Consider the following 19498-nt stretch of genomic DNA (forward strand, 5'->3'; position numbering starts at 1 on the left):
TCAAAGAACAATGAAATAACCATGCGCAGTACATTCTCTTTATTGTTATACATCAATCGAAGCAAAGTCCATGCGGACAGCACAACCGCCGTACTCTGCCGAATTTCCATCGACGGGAAAAGTACAGTTATAACCACGGGTATCTCCTGTAATTCCAAACAGTGGAATGCCCAAAAGGCGGAGACCACTGACGTGCGGACGAACAACCGCCTGAAAGAGTTCCGCAAGCATGCGGAACGGCTCTATGATGAAATGCTCAAAGAGCAGGGTGTGGTCGGTGCCGAAGTGCTGAAAAACAGGATAGCAGGTCAGGCGGTCATTCCTACCCATCTGCTCAAAATGGGAGAAAGGGAACGGGAACGCCTTGCAGTCCATTCCAAGGAGTCTGTCTTTGAACAGATTAGACATATTGATGAGAATGGCATAGAATATTGGTCAGCACGAGAAATGGCAAAAGTGCTTGAGTATTCTGAATACCGTCATTTTCTGCCAGTAATAGAAAAAGCAAAAGAGGCATGTGCTAATAGTAATAACAATCCCTTAGACCATTTCGAGGATATCCTCGAAATGGTCAGTATAGGATCTGGAGCAAAACGCCCTTTGGAATCTGTAAAACTATCCCGTTATGCCTGTTACTTGATTGTACAGAATGCTGATCCTGGCAAAGAGGTAGTAGCGAATGGACAAACTTATTTTGCCGTTCAGACACGAATTGCAGAGATAAAGCAGATGGACGAGTACAATCGTCTGACAAACGAAGAAGAAAAACGTCTCTTTTTGCGTAATGAACTGGCTCGCCACAATAGCCAGCTGGCTGATGCTGCCAAGAATGCCGGTGTTGTTGAATCTCGTGATTATGCAATCTTCCAGAATCATGGCTACAAAGGTCTTTACGGTGGATTAGACGCAAAAGCGATTCATGCCCGAAAGGGGTTGAAGAAAAGCCAAAAGATACTCGATCACATGGGAAGTACGGATAGAAGATACTTGATGGTTGTTCAGGTAGCTGATACTTCTTCCAATGTTGCTCACAGAGTTCATCACAAGGCAGCGGTTGATTACTTCTTCTTTCATTGAAAGAAAAGAGAAAAAGTCCATAAACCCCTCAAACAGACAGACGGGCTCCGCCTTGTTCTCAAATATCGGGGTGATGTCCTTTGGGGCAATCGTTCCTTTGAACGTCTTGTCGTCCCGAAGTTCATAGCTGATACATTTGAGAAAGGGCAATGCCTTTTCCAAGTTGATGCAGCGTTCATTTACAAGGTACTCCTGTAAATGTGGCGGCAAGATGTCTGATACTTCTATCAGTCTCCTTGCCCGTTTGCCATTTCCTCTTTTGGTAGTCTGATACTACCATTGCTGCTGTATGCCTTCTCCTTTGAGGGTTCGGCATTGTTGCACGCTGTATCAAAGGAAGTGGTCTGCCCCAAACGGTAGATGGCTTCCGAGAGCGTGCAGTTCTCCAATCGCATACAGAGGTCGATGATGCTTCCGCCCCTGCCTTCGGCATAATCTATCCAAAGGTTCTTCTGCGTGTCCACCTTGAAACTCGGATGTATTTCCGCTCTAAACGGTGAACGGTACATTGCATAGGTCGGTGTCCTGCGTACAGGCTTGAAACCTTTCCTTTCAAGATACGCCACGATGGGGTATCGCTTGATGAGTGATAAATCTTCTTCTTTCATTTTCATAAACTTTAATTGGTTGGATAATTTTTATTTGAATAATTAATGGTTGGTTTGAATGATATTTGAATGTTGTTTGAATGAAATTCTCTTTTCCGAAGTTTTTCCCTTCCAAACTTTTCCATCTTTCTTCTTACTACATACTATTTTAATATAAATGATTGATAATCAGCAATAGTTAGTGGTATGTGGAGATACTACACATTCTACTACATTTGGCTACTACAAGTTTGAATGAGTGGACATGGCAAGATTTTTCTAATCTTGTAGACATAGATGGGATTCCCACCGTTTCTTCGCTTGCTCATCTTTATATATCCTGCTTTCTTCAAGGCTTCGCCCATACATTTGGCAAGAAGTGGCTGGTGGGTATAAATACCCAAATAGGTGAGTATCTCTGTAGTGGTCATTAACAAATAGTTTTCGTCCTCCGTTGGCTTCTCAAAACAACGCAGCAAGAGTTCCATCTCTGCTGTCTGCACTTGGAAGTCCTCGCTCTCCCGATACAGTTCGGCTATCTCGTCATCGTCAAACCAATAGCGAAAACCAGATTTTAACAGGGCTTTCGCTTCTGTATAGACTTTATCCATCGAAATAGCCTTTGCCCTGTTGATGTCAATAGACAAGACCTCAAAGGGCAAAAAACGTCTGCTGCCTGTCGGGTCTGTAAGGAAGTCGTTTCCATTCACCGATGCCACGAAGCTCGCCAAATGAGGATGTTCCTCCACATACTTGTCATAGGGCATGCGGTATTTGACCATCGGACAGGTGATGAGGTTTTTGAGTTCGTTCTCGTCCCGTTTGTTGAGGGCCTTGAGCTGGTCGTCGATGTTCACGATGAGGTTCTGTCCGATATAGGTAAGTGTGTCCTTCTCCTGCGGATATATCTTGCCCGTGTAACTGTAACCGTGCAATGCCGGCGGACAGAGCAAGTCAAGAAACGTCGTCTTGAACTTGCCCTGCTCGCCTGTCAGTACAAGGCAGGTGTGGTTACGACACTCACGGTCGTCCATTGCATTGGCAACCACTGCCACGAGCCATTTGGTGAGATACGGCATCCACTTGTCGGAGTTGCGCACGACAACGCAACTTGCCAGTTCGGGAATGGTTTTCAGTGAAAGGGAGGAAGCATTGCAGCAACTATTGTATTCGTTAGTATTACCACAACTACTGCCTATATCTATCAAGGGCAATGCCTTAAAATACTCTTGTATGGGGTTGATGCGTGGAGAGAAACTGCTCTCGATGATTGAATAGAGATTATCGGAGGAGGTTATTATCCCGATGTCGTTGTCTATCTCTCTGCGGAGTGTGTTGATTTCATAACGACCGACCTTTGTAAAATCGCTATTTGTTTTATGACGATATTCGGTTCTTCCCAATACCGTGTTGTATCTGAACTCATAGCGCATGGAGAGGTAGGTTTCAATCTCTGCATTCTTGGATGAGCTACCCTTGCGATTGTGATTTCGCCTATTGGTTATATTGCCTGCATCTGCTTCTCTTTTCATTATTTCCTTGAATTGGTTTCCAAGAGTGAAGTTAGGGTGAGAATGCGTAACTTCCAAGCATTCAGAGACTTCTTGCATAATGTTGCGTCAGTCTGCTGCGAAATTCTTAGGGAAACAAGTAGACAAGAAGAACTTTTATCGCCTCACTAAGCAAAAATCGGGTGGTAAGAAGAAAAGGTTGGCTGAAATATTGATGTCGTTGTTTGCTTTCAGATGCAGTCTTTTGCTTTGATTTATCTTATTATCCTCATTTGGGTAATGACGAGAATATCAATCTGTCTCTTTTGTCCCTGCCATAGCGCCACAAGCTGTCAGTTGAATGAAAAGTGATGGAATAAGAAATGTCCTATCTTAATTTTGCAATGAAAGGAAAAAGACGGGGCAGGAAAACGCAAATGCAAACCGATGGAACGGATTGCCTTTTTCCTTATTGTTCCCGATACTTCCCTACTGTTCCCTGCTGCTTTGAGAGGCCTACATACGCCATTATCTTTGCAGGTGGAAACAGGAAAAGCCTGAAGTAATAAACAATAACAAGATAAGATTATGAACTATTACGTCACTACAGAAAGCAATTGGGCAAAGCTTCGAGATGAAATCTTGAGCCTTGCCGAGAGTTGCCACCAAGCATTCGGAGAAAAGAGCAAACACACCGATTAGCTACACAACGGAGATGTGTGCCGGCTGTTGAACATCAGTAAGCGCACCTTGCAGCATTACCGCGATACAGGCGTGCTGCCGTTTACGCAAATCGGCCACAAGTGCTATTACAAGCGTGAGGATGTGGAACAGCTGCTCCTTGCAAGAACAGACAAACCTAAAAACAACAGTATATGATGGAAATGGCAAAAGATTTGAACATGGAAAGCGACGAGATGCAGCTGGTTGTCTCGGCGCTAAGAGGTGTGGGGAAAAGAATTGGGGAAGTGGCAGAGACGCACAAGCCGCTCTTTGCCGGAGAACTTTTCCTTACGGGCAAGGAAGTGTGCGAGCGGCTGTATATCAGTCCCCGTACCTTGCAGGACTATCGGGACCGAAAGGTTATCCCCTACACGCAGTTTGCTGGCAAGATACTCTATAAGGCTTCGGATTTGGAAAAGATGTTGGAAGCTAACTATAAAGATAAAGACAGTAGACATCTTGCTAAAGAGAAAATGGCACTTGGAGCAGAGAGAAGTCTGCTTCAAGTGCCGTTTCTTTTTATGTCTTAATGCAAGAGTTTTCACTCTTCTTGGCTTATTTTGCAATATTTATAGTATCTTTGCCATCATGAATAGTAGTAATTGCTTGACATATAGCAATAAAGATGCGATGCTATTACAGAGAGACATCTGTTTTTCTGTAACTTTTAACGCTTTATCTTTGGCAGGTTCAAATAATTTGCCAACACACACTTACACCTAGCATCTAAAACTATATTTACACTTTCGTATACGCGCGCGAAGCGTGCTGTATCCTTTATAAACAAACGATTTTTCGAGGTTTCCTTTGCTCAACTTTACCATTCCTATATACGTCTGCCAATAGCTGGGAAAGTTGCACAAAAATCGTATTTTCAGTAATATAAATTTATATTAAAAGCTTATGACAAAACATTTTCTTACAATCTGTTTTACAGTGTTTGGATACCTAAACACGACGATCTTGTGTGCCCAAGAGGCAATTCCCACACAAACTATACGTGGCTTGGTAATCGATGTGGCATCAGCTGCACCGCTGTCATCGGCAAGTGTAAAGATTATTAACACAGAAAGCCAAACAACCGTTACTAATACCGAAGGACAGTTTGTGCTACCCGATATTCCTGTGGGACGATATGATTTACAGGTGTCTTTCATGGGCTACGAAACAGAAATCGTGAAAGACATAATACTCACCTCTGCTAAAGAAGTAAATTTGGAGGTACATCTGAAGGAACGTCTGAGTTCCCTTGGAGAAGTGGTGGTGCGGGCACGGATAGATAAAAGCCGACCATTAAACAAGATGACACTGACGGGTGCACGTATGCTCAGTGCCGAAGAGGCTAGCCGCTTTGCTGGTGGTATGGACGATCCCGCCCGTCTTGTCAGTGCTTTCGCAGAAGTAGCTTCGGGTATATCGAATCATGGCATCTCTATTCATGGCAATTCACCGGGCTTTTTGCAATGGTGATTGGAAGATGTAGAGATACCTAACCCCAATCACTTTGCCGACATGGGGTCGTTCGGAGGAGGTATTCTTACCTCTCTAAGTTGCAATGTCTTAGGAAATTCTGACTTTTATACATCAGCTTTTCCTGCTGAATATAATAATGCAATTTCGGGCATCTTCGACATGCGACTGCGCCATGGAAACAATCAACGGTTTCAACATACGTTTCAGCTGGGTGTTCTCGGTATTGATGCCGCTTCAGAAGGACCGATAGGCAAACGCGGAAAAGCATCTTATATCTTCAACTATCGCTATTCTACACTGGGTCTGCTAAATAAGCTGAACAGAAATAAAGATATGGCACAATCACTGGATTATCAAGACCTGAATTTCAAACTCAACTTTCCGACCGCTCATGCAGGCACGTTTTCTTTCTGGACTACCGCACTTATCGATAAGGTAAAACCCGAAATGCGGAAACCGTCAGAGTGGGAATATACCGACGATGCAAAAGATTCACAGGCCAAACAAACATCGGCTGCGGCCGGACTGTCACACCGTTACTTGTGGAATAACGGCGGAATGCTGAAAACAACGCTTGCCCTTACTTTCTCGCAAACCGATGCTTGGGAAAACGTATACGATGTTTCGATGAATGCAAAACCAAATGTTGACTTCATGGTACGTTACACCAATATGGTGCTCAACTCGTTTTTCAATAAGAAATACAGCTCACGACATACCAACAAAACAGGTATCACCGTCACCAATATGCACTATGACATGCGTTTTGATATGGCACCATATTATCAACAACCACTTCAACGCCTTTCAGGAGGTAAAGGTAATACGGTATTGGGGGCAGTTTACAATAGCTCGCTATTCAATCTCAGTAATAAGCTGTCTGCCACAGTAGGTATTAACGGTTAACTACTTACCCTCAACAACCACTGGACAATAGAGCCGCGCATCGCTTTGAAATGGCAAATAACGGATAATAGCTCACTGGGATTTGCTTACGGCCTGTATAGCCGAATGGAAAAGCTGGATGTATACTTTGTGAAAAATGCAACGACAGGACAGACTGCAGTTAATAAAGGCCTTGATTTTACCCGCTCGCAAAGCGTACTTTATCTTATCATTATCGGCTTTCCGACAATATCGCCATAAAAATTGAGCCCTATTATCAATACCTTACCAACATTCCTGTTATAGCCGATAGTTCCTACTCACTCATCAATCGACGTTCTTACCACATCGAAGACCAATTGGTGAGTAAGGGAAAAGAGTATAATTATGGCGTAGATGTAACACTGGAGAAGTATATGTCACACGGACTTTACTATATGGTAACGGCATCTGTATTCGACTCTAAGTATAAAGGCGGTGATGGCAAATGGTATAATACACGTTTTAACCGGCACTATATTCTAAACGGACTTATCGGTAAAGAGTGGATGATGGGGCGTAGTAAACGCAATGTACTCTAGGCATAAATATCAGAACCAGCGTACAAGGGGGCGACCGTTACTCGCCTGTCAATATACCTGTAACGTTGGCACATCCCGATAAAGAAACCATTTACGACGAAAGAAGGGCTTTTGAAAACGAATTTTCACCCATATTCTTGTTACATTATAGCATCAGCTATCGCATCAATTGCAAAAATACCTCGCACGAATTTGCCCTCAAAGGATTGAATGCTACAAACTATAGAGAGTATTCAGGGCATGCCTATAACTTACACACAGGTGCTATTGAGCCAAGAAGGCTGAAAACAACGGTGTTAAATCTACTTTACAGAATAGACTTCTAAAACGAGTGCCAAACTTTAAGGGGATGAATTCTAAATCCCCTCCAAACAATATCTATAAAATATTACCCAGGTTTACGAATATTAACGTATCCTTGGGTAAGTTCTTATATAGACATAACTACTCTTCAGAAGTGCATAGCTACTTCCTAAACCTAAGGATTTTGGGCTTAATGGTCAAACGTACTCCTGGAAATAGGGCAAAAAAGCACTCTGTTCCCCTGAAATCTTATTTTATTAACATTTTGCATAAACCGTTATATTACAATAGATTGATGCGATTTGACCATTAAGCCTACAATCTCTTATTATGCCATACCATGACTTTAAGACTTTCAGTCTGCCGGCTTATTCCACCACTGCCCTATCCGCCAGTGTGTTAATAAATAATAATTATATGATATAATGCAATCTACTTTCAATAAAAATTTTTTTTTTGCATAAACTATCAATCTAAATTTTGTAAAGCTATGGTACCAAAGAAAAAATATCAAGAGAGGAAGATTTTTATGTATGCACACTTTCCGCATAACTGGTATGCTTCAGATTTTATAGCATCACGTTTTAAAAGTTAAATATCCATTTTGCATCATGAGAACAAACAAAAAATAGATATTAACACTGACATTAGTTATTTGATACTCTACAGTAGTTTCCTAAATAATTTAGGATTACTAAACGGGAAGACGGGAATTTGTATTTTCTTTTACCATTATGCTACTTTTACAGGCTGTAAAAGATATCATAGATTTGCTGATGAGCTAATAAATGAATTATATTCAGAAATTTCCAACAATTCCCTCATAGATTTTGCGAATGGTTTATGTGGAATTGCATGGGGAATTTCATATCTCACAATTCATAACTTTGTAGAAGTAGATAATGGCGTCTTAGATGAACTTGATGAGAAAATTATGGAAATTGACACAGAAAGAATCAAAGATTATTCTCTTGAACGAGGATTAGCAGGCTTTGGATATTATGCAATGAGTAGATATTGCAGTCAATCCTCTAAGACTAAAATAACTAAGGATTATATAGAAAAGTTGCTGTCTGCTCTATTAAAGAATCAAGATAATGACTGTATAGATATCTATAATAATTACAAAAATGGTAAGTATGAAGATGTTACACAAATTGAAAAAGATTTACTCCATTTTCTTACTCCCGTGAAGCAAATTAGGCATATTATTCCATCCAGCCCATTGTCACTAAATGGCGTTGCAGGATATAATTTGAGACAAATTCTTAAAAAGAGAGAAAATGGATACATTTAAAGTGTATATATTTAGCCAAGAATCTAGAGCAGCAGTATATGGAGTGGGAACATATCTGGCGCTTCTATGCAAAATCCTAAAAAAAAGCAAAATAGAATTCGCTTTAGTAAATCTTTATGGATCAGGTTTTGGTGTCAAGAAAATCCACGAGAAAGATTATACTCAAATAAACATACCTTCCATAAGGAATACAAATGATAAAAGGAAGCAATATTTCTCAAGGAATATAGGATATTTACTTAAAGAATATATCAAGGATGAAAATGAGGTAAATTGATATTTCATTTGAATTTTATGACAGATCCAATTCTTGTCGATTCATTAAAATACAATTTCCCGAAATCTAAGGTTGTCTTGGTAGCCCACTATACAAATTGGAGCTTTTGTCTTATGGGAAACGAAAGAGAATTGCTACAAATTTATAATAAACCGACCAGACAGCGTACTATGGAAGAAAGAAACCTAATAAAAGATCTAACATCTGATGTTAAAATGATCAAGAAAGCAGATCAATTTGTGTGTGTGGCAAAACAAACATTAGATACCTTAAAAAAATAACCCAAATAGACGATGCGAAAAGTCTTGTCCTATATAATGCATTATCGGATATATATCATAAGACATCGATTTATGAAAAAGAACAATTAAGAAAAAAATATAAAATAGGCATAGATGAGAATCTAATATTATTTGTTGGACGCTTAGATGAGGTGAAAGGAATCGGTTATCTTATCAAGGCTTTTAAGTATGTTCTGGCCAGATATCCAAACTCTAGATTAGTTCTAGTGGGCGATGGAAATTTTAACCAATGGCTGTCTTGTTCAGCAAATGATTGGAGTAAGATAACTTTCACTGGAAGACTTGAAAAAACAGGTACAAGATTTCTATACGATGGCAGATGTTGGTATCGCCTGTTCTTTACATGAGGAATTCGGGCTTGTGGCCATTGAGATGATGATGAACAAGCTACCTATTATTGTCAGTGATGTCGGCGGCCTTGATGAAATTGTAGAGAATGAGTTTTCTGGATTAAAAAGTCATGTGAAGAACAAAAAAAACAAACGATTCCTTTCTACAAAAGATTTGTCTGAAAAAATCTGTAGATTTTTAGAAGACAAAGAATATGCTGAAATGATAGCACAGAATGGTAGAACTACTTTTTTAAATCGTTTTGAAGAGAGATTTTTTTCTGAAAAAATGATAGAACTGTATAAAACAATATAAGCATATGAGAATACCAAAAGTTATTCACCAAATATGGTCTGACATTGACAGGCCTTTGCCGGAGCATTTCAAAACACTTGGAGAAACTTGGAGGAAGAGTTATCCTGATTGGGAGTATATTCAATGGAATAATGATATGATGAACACTTTCATTAAAGAATGTTATCCTGAATATTGGAATATTTATAATGAGTTTCCATATAATGTACAGCGTAGGGATGCCATCAGATATTTAATTTTATATCAAATAGGGGGTATGTACGTGGACTTTGATTATGAAAGTTTAAAGCCGATAGACGAACTCATAGGTGACAAGATCTGTTGTTTCGCATTGGAGCCAGATTCTCATCGTCTCGTATTTAAAAAAGACGTTGAACAAGTCCTCAACAATGCCCTTATGTTAAGTTCTCCGAGACATCCATTTATGAAAAAAATTATAGACAATATTTTTACTGAAGACACATTAAGAGAAAAATGGGAAAGTAAAGATCTATGTGTTTTGAATACAACTGGCCCCTGGAAACTAATAGATTTGTATTATGATTTAACAGATGAAGAACAACATGATATTTATCTGATTCCAGCAAAATACGTTACTCCTTTTGATGTTCCTCAAACCTTTCGAGTAAGAAGAGGAGAAGTAAATGATGAGTTAGAATAATGTCTTGATGAAGCTTATGCTGTACACTATTTTTTGTAAACTGGAGATTTGATAATCATTAAAATATGGAAACTATACCTAAAATAATTCATCAGATATGGTCTGACATTAACAGGCCTTTGCCAGAGCATTTCAAAACACTGGGGAATACTTGGAAAAAGATTATCCTGATTGGGATTATATCCAGTGGGATAATGAGATGATGATAAATTTTATCAAAAAGAATTATCCACAGTATTAGGACATTTATAGACGTTTTCATTATAACATACAACGCTGGGATTCAATTAGATATCTTATTTTAGACAAATTAGGAGGCATGTATGTTGATTTTGATTATGAAAGTATAGAGCCGATGACCGAACTTATAAAAGACAAGGAATGTTGTTTTTCATTGGAACCAGAAATTCATTCTCCAAGACGAGGTGAACTGTTTTTTAATAATGCCATGATGCTGAGTGTACCTGAACATTTCTTCATGAAGAAAATCATATCTTCTGTTTTTATAGAGAAAACATTAGAATATGATTGGAGAGACAAAAGACCATGGATCATGCATCATGAATACTGCTGGTCCGAGCAAGCTGGTTTCTCTATATGAAGAATTGGATAGAGAAGAGCAAAGTAAAATTTATTTAATTCCGGTAAATATGTTTCCCCATTTGATCGATACCAACTTAAAAGATTTTTTGATGGAGAGAGAAGTGATGATCTTGAGCATTGCTTAGATGAAGCCTATGCAGTACATTATTTTTAATACATGGGGCAGAGCTGTCCGATGAATTATTATGTTTTATCCTAATTTGAAGAAAGTTTTGGCAATATTTATATATCCTGACTTCTTATAAGAATTTGTAATTTAGTGCAGCTCTAATCGCATCATCCATATCATAGTATTTATAGCATCCTAATCTTCCTCCAAAAAAGATGGTTGGATATTGTTCTTTTGCTTTCTCAATATACTTCTTGTACTTAGCGTTATTTTCTCTCGTATCAATAGGATAATATGCTTCTTCGCCAGGTTTCCATACTTTCGGATATTCTTTAGTAATAATTATTTGTGGGATATTTGAAAGCGGCATAAAATGTTTATGTTCAATGATCCGTGTAAAAGGTACATTGTAATCAGTTTCATTGATAACGGCTAAACCTTGAAAATTTGGAGTATCTAGTTCTGATGACGCAAAATCTAAACTGCGATATCCCAATGTGCCATCAGAATATCCAAATAATTCATCTATCATTCCTGTATAAACAATTTTTTTAGATTGCTGAATCCAATAGTTGCGTGTTAAACAAAAATCTGTATTTGTCTTAACTTCGATTCCTTTGAGCAATTTTTTTATGATTTTCGAATAGCCATTAGAAGGGATTCCTTGATATCTGTCATTAAAATATCTGTTGTCAAATGTAGATCTTATGGGTAGTCTATTAATTAAATCTGCAGACAGCTCTCTCGCTGATACTCCCCATTGTTTTTCTGTATAACCTTTTATAAGTATTTCATAAATAGTCCTCCCCACGATGTTGATGGCCATTTCTTCTAAACTATCAGGGTGTTCATACCATTCCTTTTGATGTTCTTCTACCAATATCTGTTCTAATTCGTAAGGTTTGGTTATGCCATAAATATCATAAAAAGTGTACATACTGAAAGGAAGGTGGTATAACTTCTCTTTATACCGTGCCATGACAGTATGAAAATAAGGGATAAAATCTGAGAATTGTGAGATGAAATTCCATATTTGCTCATCTTCTGTATGAAATATATGGGCACCATATTGGTGTACATTGATACCATCTATCCATTCATCTCTTACATTCCCTCCAACTTTTTTCCTCCGTTCTAAAACTAAGCATCTTAATCCATTCTGTTTGGCTCGATATACCAATATCGCACCATATAAGCCACTTCCTACAATAATAATATCATATCTATATCGTGAAAATAAATTATTGTGTTTACAACATATTCTGACAAGTCTTCTCGTTAATATAAAGAACTTATTAATCTCTTTATCATTAGTGTATTGTATTGTTAAAGACTTGCTAAAGATACATAAAACTTTTGTATACATGTCTTTTTATTACGCTATTTTTAGGGAATTTATAAAAGATACTCTAAAAAGTTGCTGATATAAAAATAAATATCTATATTTGTAATTAGCAATCTTAAACTCCTTCACATGAAAGTAGCGGTATTATTTTTGGCACATTTTATCGAAGACTCAGTAATTCTTAAATATGAGAAATTACGGAGAGAACTAACTAAAGAATATGACTTGTATTGGGTGCTCCACACTGATAGCGGAATTGATTATCAGTCCTTATTAGATCGGAATATAAATGTATTTACATTTAATTTAAATCAACTAAATAAACTTAATTATTCTCCGATCTCTGAGCGACTTTATGGAAGTGAACATTTTATAATGGAGTATTTCTTTCATCAACATCCTGAATATGAATACTATTGGGAAATAGAATACGATGTGATTTTTACAGGAAATTGGAATGTCTTATTTAGTGCTTTTAAAAACAGCGATGCAGATCTGCTTAGTTCCCACATAGAGATATATGAAGATGGAGTTAATTCACGATGGGATTGGTGGAATGTAATTTCTTTTTCTGAGGAAGATAAAGTAGAGAAAGAAAAACTCGTCAAATCATTTAATCCTATATATAGAATTTCAGCCCGAGCCCTTCGCTTTCTTGATGAATATCTGCAAAAAGATAATAATGGCGGCTTTTACGAATTAATTATGGCAACCCCTTTGTATCATCATGGATTTAAGTTAATTGATTTCGGTGGTACAGGGAAGTTTGTACAAGAAGGATTTAGAAACCGATTCTATGTTCAAGGCAGGGGGTGTTCACAATGGAACAATGAGATGGGGGCCAGACTTTTTTTGAAGAAGAAATCAGAGCTTTAGGAACAAAAAATAAATTGTTTCACCCTCTTAAAAAAGAATTTTATCCTGTCTAATCATAGCATTCTTCAAGCAAAATACCATTAAATGCTTTTTATAAGCTTAATTCTTAGACATTTATGAAAATTATAAAAGATATAGACCGATTGATACATCCTAAAACGAATGTAGAGGAGATGGTCTGTTTGGTTATGAGACATCTTGGATTAAACGTTTCTGAGATAGAAGTCATGGCCAAACTCAAAAAGCATTCAGATTCATCGAGCTTTCTTGCTGTATATGATATTCTGGCTGAATATGGGGTTTCTTCTACTGCCATGAAATGCAATGATTTTAACAAACTTCAAGTATTGAAACGTAGTTTTATAGCACAAATCAAATCAGCCAGTTCTGAACAGGAAATATTTGCTTTTGTTTATAAAATAGAAGATAACAAAGTAGATTGGTATAATTCTCAGAAGCAAAGAAGAGAACAGATTTCTTTGGACGATTTTTCTAAATTATTCACAGGTTATATTCTTGTATTTGAACCAAGTGATTATGTAGAAGAAATAAACTTTAAACGATCCCGTACTACAGAAATAATGCAACATACAATTGAAGGAATTCTAATTTTCTTTTTGCCCCTTTATCTAATGGCCACTATTATAGTACATTTGATAATAGCCCAGACAATTTGGGAAGAATACATTTATGCTGTATTGTTGCTTATAGGATGTTTAATCGGAGGATTATTATTAGCGCATGAATACAATGCATATAACCCTATCATATCTCATTTTTGCGGGCAAAGTGCAAAGCTAAATTGCTCTGCCGTATTGTTTTCAAGAGGAGCTAAACTATGGGGGATTCCATGGAGTGTAACTGGTTCTGCTTACTTTTTGGGAATGCTAATGTCTTTGTTAATTTCCGATTTCAGTACATCAGTCTTCACAACAATCGCATTCTTTCACTTATTGGTATTTCCCTATGTAGTATATTCCATTTATTATCAAAAGACAAAAGTAAATCAGTGGTGTCCTTTGTGTTTAGCCACGCAAGCAATTATAGTACTGCTTTTTCTTACAGCTCTTATAGGTGGTGCGTATTCACGAATAGGAACGATAACATTACAATCTTTATTATTTATTGTTGGTTGTCTTTTTCTGTCTTCTGCTATGGTGTATTTTCTTTGGCTCTTTTCTCAAAAGAAGAGGTCAAGTAATTATTATGAAAAAGCTTTTATAAGTTTTAAGTATACCCCTTCTGTCTTTCACTCCTTATTGGAACAACAACAGAAAATAAACATATCCGTTGACGGTTATGGGATTACTCTAGGCAACAAAGAAGGTAAAATACATATTATTAAAGTATGCAATCCTTACTGCTCACATTGCGCAGATGCACAAGTTGTATTACAGCGGCTTATGAGTGAAAATAGTGATATCAAATTGCAAATCATCTTTATCTTCAATCCCGAAAGTGAGGAGTATAAACTAACTCCTATTGATAGATTTTTAAGTTTATATCATGAGGGATTTGATATGGAACCAATTCTTACAGAATGGTATACTGACAAAAAGAAAAATATCGAAGATTTTATCCTGAAGCATCCTGTGAAAGTTCAATCTACTCAGTGGAACAACGACAATGCCAAGGCTATGTTTCATTTTTGTGAGGAAATGAAGATTACAGGAACTCCAACAATTTTTATCAATGGTTTTAGATTACCTGATACATATAGTGTGAAGGATCTAAAATATTTTTATTAATCTTTTAAATTAACAATTATGACGAAGCTTAAGTTGAAAATGCCGTCAGATATCGGTGATATCTTGACGCGTGAAGAGCTGAAACATGTTTTTGGTGGCTATGGATCGGAATCTGGTAGTGACTGGGATGAATTTGGCTCTGACAACATTTCAAAAGATGGATGTGGTACAGGAAAAACTCCAAAAATCGATGCCTGCCGTAATTTAAAATCTAGAGATAGATGTTGTTTTCATGAATATCCATCTGGAGCATTGTCATACGGAAAGTGTGTTAGTATTTATGGTGGGCCTTTGCATTGTTCTGATTTAAATTAACGGATATTAATCTGTTCTTTTCATTATAGAAACTCGGTATTGTTTATTATATCGAGTTTCTATACAAAATAATTGTATATCTTTAAATGAAACTCATGAAAGGTAGACTAATTCTTTTACTAATGTTGACTTTTTTCTGTTATGTAGGACAGGCCAATAATGAGGCACAAACTGCGCAAGGAAGGGTATTGGATAACATGACCGGTGAAGGAATCCCTGGAGCAAAGGTTATCTTAATGACCTCTGACAGCGTTATCATAGATAGTACAACCACCCTATCAATAAAGGCTGGAGAAAATATAGGCATGTATCATTTTAATAGCTTAAAGGATGTGGGGCATTATATTATCAAGGCAAGCAAGGAAGGCTATGAGGATAGCTACATGAACTGTGCTTTGAGAAGTAAGCGAGAATTTTATGTGGCAGTAAATCCTATACGTTTAGCAAAAGCTTCTCATGAATTGCCCGAAGTTATCGTGAAAGCAACTAAAATAAAAATGGTGGTTCAAGGTGATACGGTTGTCTATAATGCCGATGCATTCAACCTTGCCGATGGCAGCATGCTCGATGCACTGATTAGTAAGTTGCCGGGAGCGCAGCTGACAAAAGGCGGACAGATATTCGTCAATGGCAAATATATCCAGAGCCTTTTAGTGAATGGACAAGAGTTCTTTAATGGCAACCCTAAATTGGCTTTGGAGAATCTTCCTGCCTATACTGTCAATAAGATTAAGGTATATAATAAGGCTGGTTTCGCTTCGATGACAGCCGGACATGACATGGGTGACAAAAGTTATGTGATGGATGTGAAGCTAAAGAAAGAATACGCCGTAGGGTATATGGGCAACATCGAAGCTGGAGCAGGAACGAAAAACAGATATATGGCGCGCGATTTTGGCATGAAGTTCTCAGACAAAGAACGTATAGGAGTATTTGCAAACATCAACAATCTCAACGATAACCAACGAGCAGCTCTCAGCGGTGAGTGGGCTCCACAAGATGTCGGGGATGGTTTGTTGGCTACAAAGTCTATCGGCATGAACTATGGACGTATGCTTGATGGAAAAGAATCATGGGCAGGGAGTGAAAATTATTGGACACATACCAATGCCGACAATCAATCCATATCATCTACACAGACCTTCTTGCAGGGTGGCGACTCCTACCAGCATAATCGGTATCAGTCTTTGAGAAGTTCTGATGCTTGGTATTCAAAAAATTCATTGTATCTCCAAAAGAAAGAATTCTACAGTATCAACGATCTTTCTCTATCATATATCCGCAGTCACGGTTTGAGCAACAGCAACACAGAAACATCCGATGAAAAGTCATTGCTTAACCGTATGCTTTCGGCAAACAGTTTGGAATCGAAAAATTTTGATTTTGGTTTGCGTAATGAAAATGGAATCAACATCATTGCAGATATGATCAGATGGAATTTTGACATCAACTACAACCGAAATACCCAGAAGACATTCTCCATGAATGACCTGCAATATGAACAGAGTTCGCAGCCTCGTGACTATCGCAACCAATATATTGATCGCCTCAATCAGGATTTTAAGTTGTCAACTGGCATCAGCTATAATTTGGGATTCAGGAATATCAGCGTGCGGCCGGAGTATAATTATGTATACTCTTACAACAAAACTGACAACCCCCTCTATCGTCTTGATAAACTTTCGGACAGAGACAGTAACTTGTTTAACAGGCTGCCATCAGCCATAGATGCGTTAGCGGATGTACTTGATAACAACAACACCTACCATTTTACCGAATATCGAAATAGCCATCGGTTTAATATATATTATAATAATTTGCAAAGTAAACTCTTAAATTGTGAGATAATGATCAATCTGCCCATTCGTCTTGTCCATGCTAATCTTTATTATCAACGTAGGGGAAAACATGACGTATCGCATCAGAGCGTTTTCTTTGAACCAAAAATATCATTAAGGTCTAACTCATGGGAGATGAATGCGAAAATGAGTTCAGAATTACCCGACCTCACTACGATGGTAGATTACCGAGACGATAGTAACCCACTGAATATCATGCGGGGTAATCCACAGCTGCGTGACATTCATCATTACGACATTGATGCCAACAGAACATTCAGAGGAAAGAAACAGATGCAGCTCAACGTTAAGATGGGATATCACCAGACAGACAACGCTGTGGCTTACGGTCTGACTTTTAATAAACAAACAGGTGTCACAACCATTCAACCTATGAGTGTCAATGGCAATAGGAAATACAATATGGGAGTAGGATATACCCGCGCCCTGGATAAATCAGAAAAAGTTACCATTGACAACCAAATGTCCTTCAACTACAATCATAACGTAGACATGGCAATGGTAGAGGGATATACAGAAAGTCAACGAAGTATCGTGAATAACTGGCAGATAGGTGCTGTGTTGAAACTGAACTATCGTCCCAATGACAACTACGAATTCTCGCTTCATGGTGGAGGCAACTATTATCTCATTCACAGCAAACGTGATGGATTTACCAATATACATGCCGGTGATTATAATATTGGCATGAATGGTCAAATCACTTTGCCGTGGAAGTTCCAAATCACTACCGACCTTACAATGTTTGCTCGTCGCGGTTACCAACAACATGAAATGAATGCCACCGACTGGATATGGAATGCACAACTTACTCGTAGTTTCATCAAAGGAAAACTTTTGGCTAAGCTCCAAGGATTTGATATTTTGCACCAGCTTTCCAACACACAATATGTAATGAATGCTCAAGGCCGAACAGAAACGTGGCACAACAGCATTCCCCGATATGTGATGTTCTCTCTATCTTGGCGCTTCAATGTAAACCCTCAAAAGCGCTAAAGTACTTGAAAATAACAAATAACGTTCTACTTTCATATAAGAAATGAATAAAATACCGGTATATGTTCCTAATCTCAAAGAGAGGGCAGAAAGAAAAGATTCTATTTTAAATCAATTTAAAATGAAGCCTGAGTTTGTATTAACTATCGTTCCTGCTATTAAAAATAAAATAGGAGCTTGGGGATTATGGCAGACGTTTATTAAGATAGTTGAAGAAGAATATAGGAAAGGAAGTGATTTCTTTATTTTTTGTGAAGATGATCATGTTTTTACAAAAAATTATAGTAATCAATATCTGTTAGAAAATATAATAGCAGCTAATGAAAGAAATGCAGACCTGCTATGTGGAGGTGTGAGCTGGTTACATGATGCGATACAATGTACTGAGCACCTTTTTTGGATTAAAGCATTTAACGGACTCCAATTTACGGTTATTTATAAACGGTTCTATAAGAAAATTTTAGAGTCTAATCTTGATGAAGGATATGTTACGGATTTCTATTTATCAACATTTAGCGATAATAAATTTGTCATGTATCCTTTCATTTCACGGCAACGAGAATTCGGCTATTCAGACGTAACGACAACGAATAATCAAAAAGGATATGTTGATAAATTATTTCGTCACACATCAAAATCGTTGAATATCTTGAATAAGGTTAAGTTGTTTTATCAAAATATAGCCCATGAAATACAATAATATTTATATTCCAACTTATGTGATCAATCTACCCGAGCGTATAGATCGCAGAAAAAGTGTAGAAGCCGAGTTCAAAGATAAAACAGAGTTTGAATTACACATAGTGGAAGCTATCAAGCATCCCATTGGTGCAATTGGACTTTGGAAAAGCATTACAAGTATTATAAAAAAAGTTGCTCAAAAAGGTGAAGATGATGTAATTATTATTTGTGAAGATGAGCATGTTTTTACAGAGAATTATCAGAGAGATAAGTTTTTAGATCAAGTAATGAGATGTGCACAGTTTGGAACTCAGATACTTTTTGGAGGAATTGGAGGGTTCGGAAAAGCGGTCCCTATAGAGTCTGAGCTTTTTTGGATTGACTGGAACTGGTGTACTCAATTTATGGTCATCTATCAATCTGCTTTTGATAAGATTTTGAATACAAGATTCACAAAAAAGGACGTGGTAGATGAATATTTAGGCAAGATTATTCCTAACAAAGTGGTAATTCATCCCTTTATTTCTATACAAAAGGAGTTTGGGTATTCTGATATAACAAAAGGAAATGAAAGAGTAGGACAAATTGGTAAATACTTTGACGACGCAGACTTAAGGCTGAAAACTTATGAACATATTGTCAAAAAATATGATATAATGCTCTAA

Annotated in this window: 19 protein-coding genes and 3 pseudogenes; 19 read left to right on the forward strand and 3 right to left on the reverse strand. The window is 37.6% G+C overall.

Going from position 1 to position 19498, the window contains the following annotated elements; all coding sequences use genetic code 11:
- Nucleotides 1-21 precede the first annotated feature (21 nt).
- Complete coding sequence (gene dinD, locus HMPREF0663_RS00695; RefSeq protein ID WP_004368100.1) at nt 22-1077, forward strand: DNA damage-inducible protein D; 1056 nt, start codon at nt 22-24, stop codon at nt 1075-1077.
- Here the strand turns inward: dinD and HMPREF0663_RS11530 are convergent.
- Nucleotides 973-1685 (reverse strand): annotated as a pseudogene (locus HMPREF0663_RS11530) (CHC2 zinc finger domain-containing protein); the annotation flags it as partial. The gene dinD and the pseudogene HMPREF0663_RS11530 sit on opposite strands and share 105 nt — an antisense overlap.
- Before the next feature lie 209 nt (nt 1686-1894).
- Complete coding sequence (locus HMPREF0663_RS00705) at nt 1895-3274, reverse strand: virulence-associated E family protein (RefSeq protein ID WP_004368102.1); 1380 nt, start codon at nt 3272-3274, stop codon at nt 1895-1897.
- Nucleotides 3275-3742: 468 nt separating this feature from the next.
- On the opposite strand from HMPREF0663_RS00705, the pseudogene HMPREF0663_RS00710 reads away from it, so the two are divergent.
- From HMPREF0663_RS00710 to HMPREF0663_RS12160, 12 genes and pseudogenes are all read left to right on the forward strand, one after another.
- A pseudogene (locus HMPREF0663_RS00710) lies at nt 3743-4033 on the forward strand (helix-turn-helix domain-containing protein).
- Entirely contained in the window at nt 4030-4407 is a 378-nt protein-coding gene (locus HMPREF0663_RS00715) for a helix-turn-helix domain-containing protein (RefSeq protein ID WP_004368105.1), read from the forward strand. The pseudogene HMPREF0663_RS00710 and the gene HMPREF0663_RS00715 overlap by 4 nt, the downstream one beginning before the upstream one ends.
- A 373-nt stretch (nt 4408-4780) precedes the next feature.
- Nucleotides 4781-5347, forward strand: a complete 567-nt coding sequence (locus HMPREF0663_RS00720) for a carboxypeptidase regulatory-like domain-containing protein (RefSeq protein WP_004368106.1) — start codon at nt 4781-4783, stop codon at nt 5345-5347.
- Entirely contained in the window at nt 5348-6256 is a 909-nt protein-coding gene (locus tag HMPREF0663_RS12140; RefSeq protein ID WP_004368107.1) for a hypothetical protein, read from the forward strand. It begins immediately after the preceding gene.
- Nucleotides 6257-6597: 341 nt separating this feature from the next.
- Nucleotides 6598-6816, forward strand: a complete 219-nt coding sequence (locus HMPREF0663_RS12145) for a hypothetical protein (RefSeq protein WP_004368109.1) — start codon at nt 6598-6600, stop codon at nt 6814-6816.
- Nucleotides 6817-7774: 958 nt separating this feature from the next.
- Nucleotides 7775-8416 carry a lanthionine synthetase LanC family protein gene (locus HMPREF0663_RS00735; RefSeq protein WP_231375192.1) on the forward strand — a complete coding sequence of 214 codons (642 nt, stop codon included), beginning with the start codon at nt 7775-7777 and terminating at the stop codon, nt 8414-8416.
- A complete protein-coding gene (locus HMPREF0663_RS00740; protein ID WP_004368112.1) occupies nt 8403-8693 on the forward strand; it encodes a hypothetical protein in 291 nt (96 codons plus the stop codon). Before HMPREF0663_RS00735 ends, HMPREF0663_RS00740 begins: the two co-directional genes overlap by 14 nt.
- 17 nt (nt 8694-8710) lie before the next feature.
- The gene (locus tag HMPREF0663_RS12035; protein ID WP_004368113.1) at nt 8711-8974 is read left to right on the forward strand and encodes a hypothetical protein; all 264 of its coding nucleotides are present in this window, start codon (nt 8711-8713) and stop codon (nt 8972-8974) included.
- Nucleotides 8935-9640, forward strand: a pseudogene (locus HMPREF0663_RS12330) (glycosyltransferase). The gene HMPREF0663_RS12035 and the pseudogene HMPREF0663_RS12330 overlap by 40 nt, the downstream one beginning before the upstream one ends.
- 4 nt (nt 9641-9644) lie before the next feature.
- Complete coding sequence (locus HMPREF0663_RS00755) at nt 9645-10301, forward strand: glycosyltransferase family 32 protein (protein WP_004368115.1); 657 nt, start codon at nt 9645-9647, stop codon at nt 10299-10301.
- Nucleotides 10302-10599: 298 nt separating this feature from the next.
- Nucleotides 10600-10902: a glycosyltransferase family 32 protein gene (locus HMPREF0663_RS12155; protein ID WP_231375195.1), complete on the forward strand. Its 303-nt coding sequence runs from the start codon at nt 10600-10602 to the stop codon at nt 10900-10902.
- A complete protein-coding gene (locus HMPREF0663_RS12160) occupies nt 10826-11029 on the forward strand; it encodes a hypothetical protein (protein WP_016665613.1) in 204 nt (67 codons plus the stop codon). The genes HMPREF0663_RS12155 and HMPREF0663_RS12160 overlap by 77 nt, the downstream gene beginning before the upstream one ends.
- Before the next feature lie 114 nt (nt 11030-11143).
- Here the strand turns inward: HMPREF0663_RS12160 and glf are convergent, their stop codons facing one another.
- Entirely contained in the window at nt 11144-12379 is a 1236-nt protein-coding gene (gene glf / locus HMPREF0663_RS00765; RefSeq protein WP_004368117.1) for a UDP-galactopyranose mutase, read from the reverse strand.
- A gap of 108 nt (nt 12380-12487) precedes the next feature.
- Here glf and HMPREF0663_RS00770 point away from each other — a divergent pair, with 108 nt between their 5' ends.
- From HMPREF0663_RS00770 to HMPREF0663_RS00790, 6 genes are all read left to right on the forward strand, one after another.
- Entirely contained in the window at nt 12488-13234 is a 747-nt protein-coding gene (locus tag HMPREF0663_RS00770; RefSeq protein ID WP_004368118.1) for a DUF3405 domain-containing protein, read from the forward strand.
- 116 nt (nt 13235-13350) lie between these two features.
- Nucleotides 13351-14982, forward strand: coding sequence for a vitamin K epoxide reductase family protein (locus HMPREF0663_RS00775; protein WP_004368119.1), 1632 nt, complete (start codon nt 13351-13353; stop codon nt 14980-14982).
- 18 nt (nt 14983-15000) lie between these two features.
- A complete protein-coding gene (locus HMPREF0663_RS11880; RefSeq protein ID WP_016665612.1) occupies nt 15001-15297 on the forward strand; it encodes a hypothetical protein in 297 nt (98 codons plus the stop codon).
- A 95-nt stretch (nt 15298-15392) separates the two neighbouring features.
- Nucleotides 15393-18152: a TonB-dependent receptor gene (locus tag HMPREF0663_RS00780; protein ID WP_016665611.1), complete on the forward strand. Its 2760-nt coding sequence runs from the start codon at nt 15393-15395 to the stop codon at nt 18150-18152.
- A gap of 43 nt (nt 18153-18195) precedes the next feature.
- Nucleotides 18196-18852, forward strand: coding sequence for a hypothetical protein (locus HMPREF0663_RS00785; RefSeq protein ID WP_004368122.1), 657 nt, complete (start codon nt 18196-18198; stop codon nt 18850-18852).
- Nucleotides 18839-19498 carry a glycosyltransferase family protein gene (locus HMPREF0663_RS00790; protein WP_004368123.1) on the forward strand — a complete coding sequence of 220 codons (660 nt, stop codon included), beginning with the start codon at nt 18839-18841 and terminating at the stop codon, nt 19496-19498. The genes HMPREF0663_RS00785 and HMPREF0663_RS00790 overlap by 14 nt, the downstream gene beginning before the upstream one ends.

Source organism: Hoylesella oralis ATCC 33269, from assembly GCF_000185145.2.
Taxonomy (GTDB): domain Bacteria; phylum Bacteroidota; class Bacteroidia; order Bacteroidales; family Bacteroidaceae; genus Prevotella; species Prevotella phocaeensis.

Coding starts and splice junctions, on each gene's coding strand:
- HMPREF0663_RS00785 (WP_004368122.1), top strand. CDS start 18,196: ATGAATAAAATACCGGTATATGTTCCTAATCTCAAAGAGAGGGCAGAA.
- HMPREF0663_RS12160 (WP_016665613.1), top strand. CDS start 10,826: ATGATTGGAGAGACAAAAGACCATGGATCATGCATCATGAATACTGCT.
- HMPREF0663_RS00755 (WP_004368115.1), top strand. CDS start 9,645: ATGAGAATACCAAAAGTTATTCACCAAATATGGTCTGACATTGACAGG.
- HMPREF0663_RS00705 (WP_004368102.1), bottom strand. CDS start 3,274: ATGCAAGAAGTCTCTGAATGCTTGGAAGTTACGCATTCTCACCCTAAC.
- HMPREF0663_RS00715 (WP_004368105.1), top strand. CDS start 4,030: ATGATGGAAATGGCAAAAGATTTGAACATGGAAAGCGACGAGATGCAG.
- dinD (WP_004368100.1), top strand. CDS start 22: ATGCGCAGTACATTCTCTTTATTGTTATACATCAATCGAAGCAAAGTC.
- HMPREF0663_RS11880 (WP_016665612.1), top strand. CDS start 15,001: ATGACGAAGCTTAAGTTGAAAATGCCGTCAGATATCGGTGATATCTTG.
- HMPREF0663_RS00780 (WP_016665611.1), top strand. CDS start 15,393: ATGAAAGGTAGACTAATTCTTTTACTAATGTTGACTTTTTTCTGTTAT.
- HMPREF0663_RS00720 (WP_004368106.1), top strand. CDS start 4,781: ATGACAAAACATTTTCTTACAATCTGTTTTACAGTGTTTGGATACCTA.
- HMPREF0663_RS00770 (WP_004368118.1), top strand. CDS start 12,488: ATGAAAGTAGCGGTATTATTTTTGGCACATTTTATCGAAGACTCAGTA.
- glf (WP_004368117.1), bottom strand. CDS start 12,379: ATGTATACAAAAGTTTTATGTATCTTTAGCAAGTCTTTAACAATACAA.
- HMPREF0663_RS00775 (WP_004368119.1), top strand. CDS start 13,351: ATGAAAATTATAAAAGATATAGACCGATTGATACATCCTAAAACGAAT.
- HMPREF0663_RS00790 (WP_004368123.1), top strand. CDS start 18,839: ATGAAATACAATAATATTTATATTCCAACTTATGTGATCAATCTACCC.
- HMPREF0663_RS12035 (WP_004368113.1), top strand. CDS start 8,711: ATGACAGATCCAATTCTTGTCGATTCATTAAAATACAATTTCCCGAAA.
- HMPREF0663_RS00740 (WP_004368112.1), top strand. CDS start 8,403: ATGGATACATTTAAAGTGTATATATTTAGCCAAGAATCTAGAGCAGCA.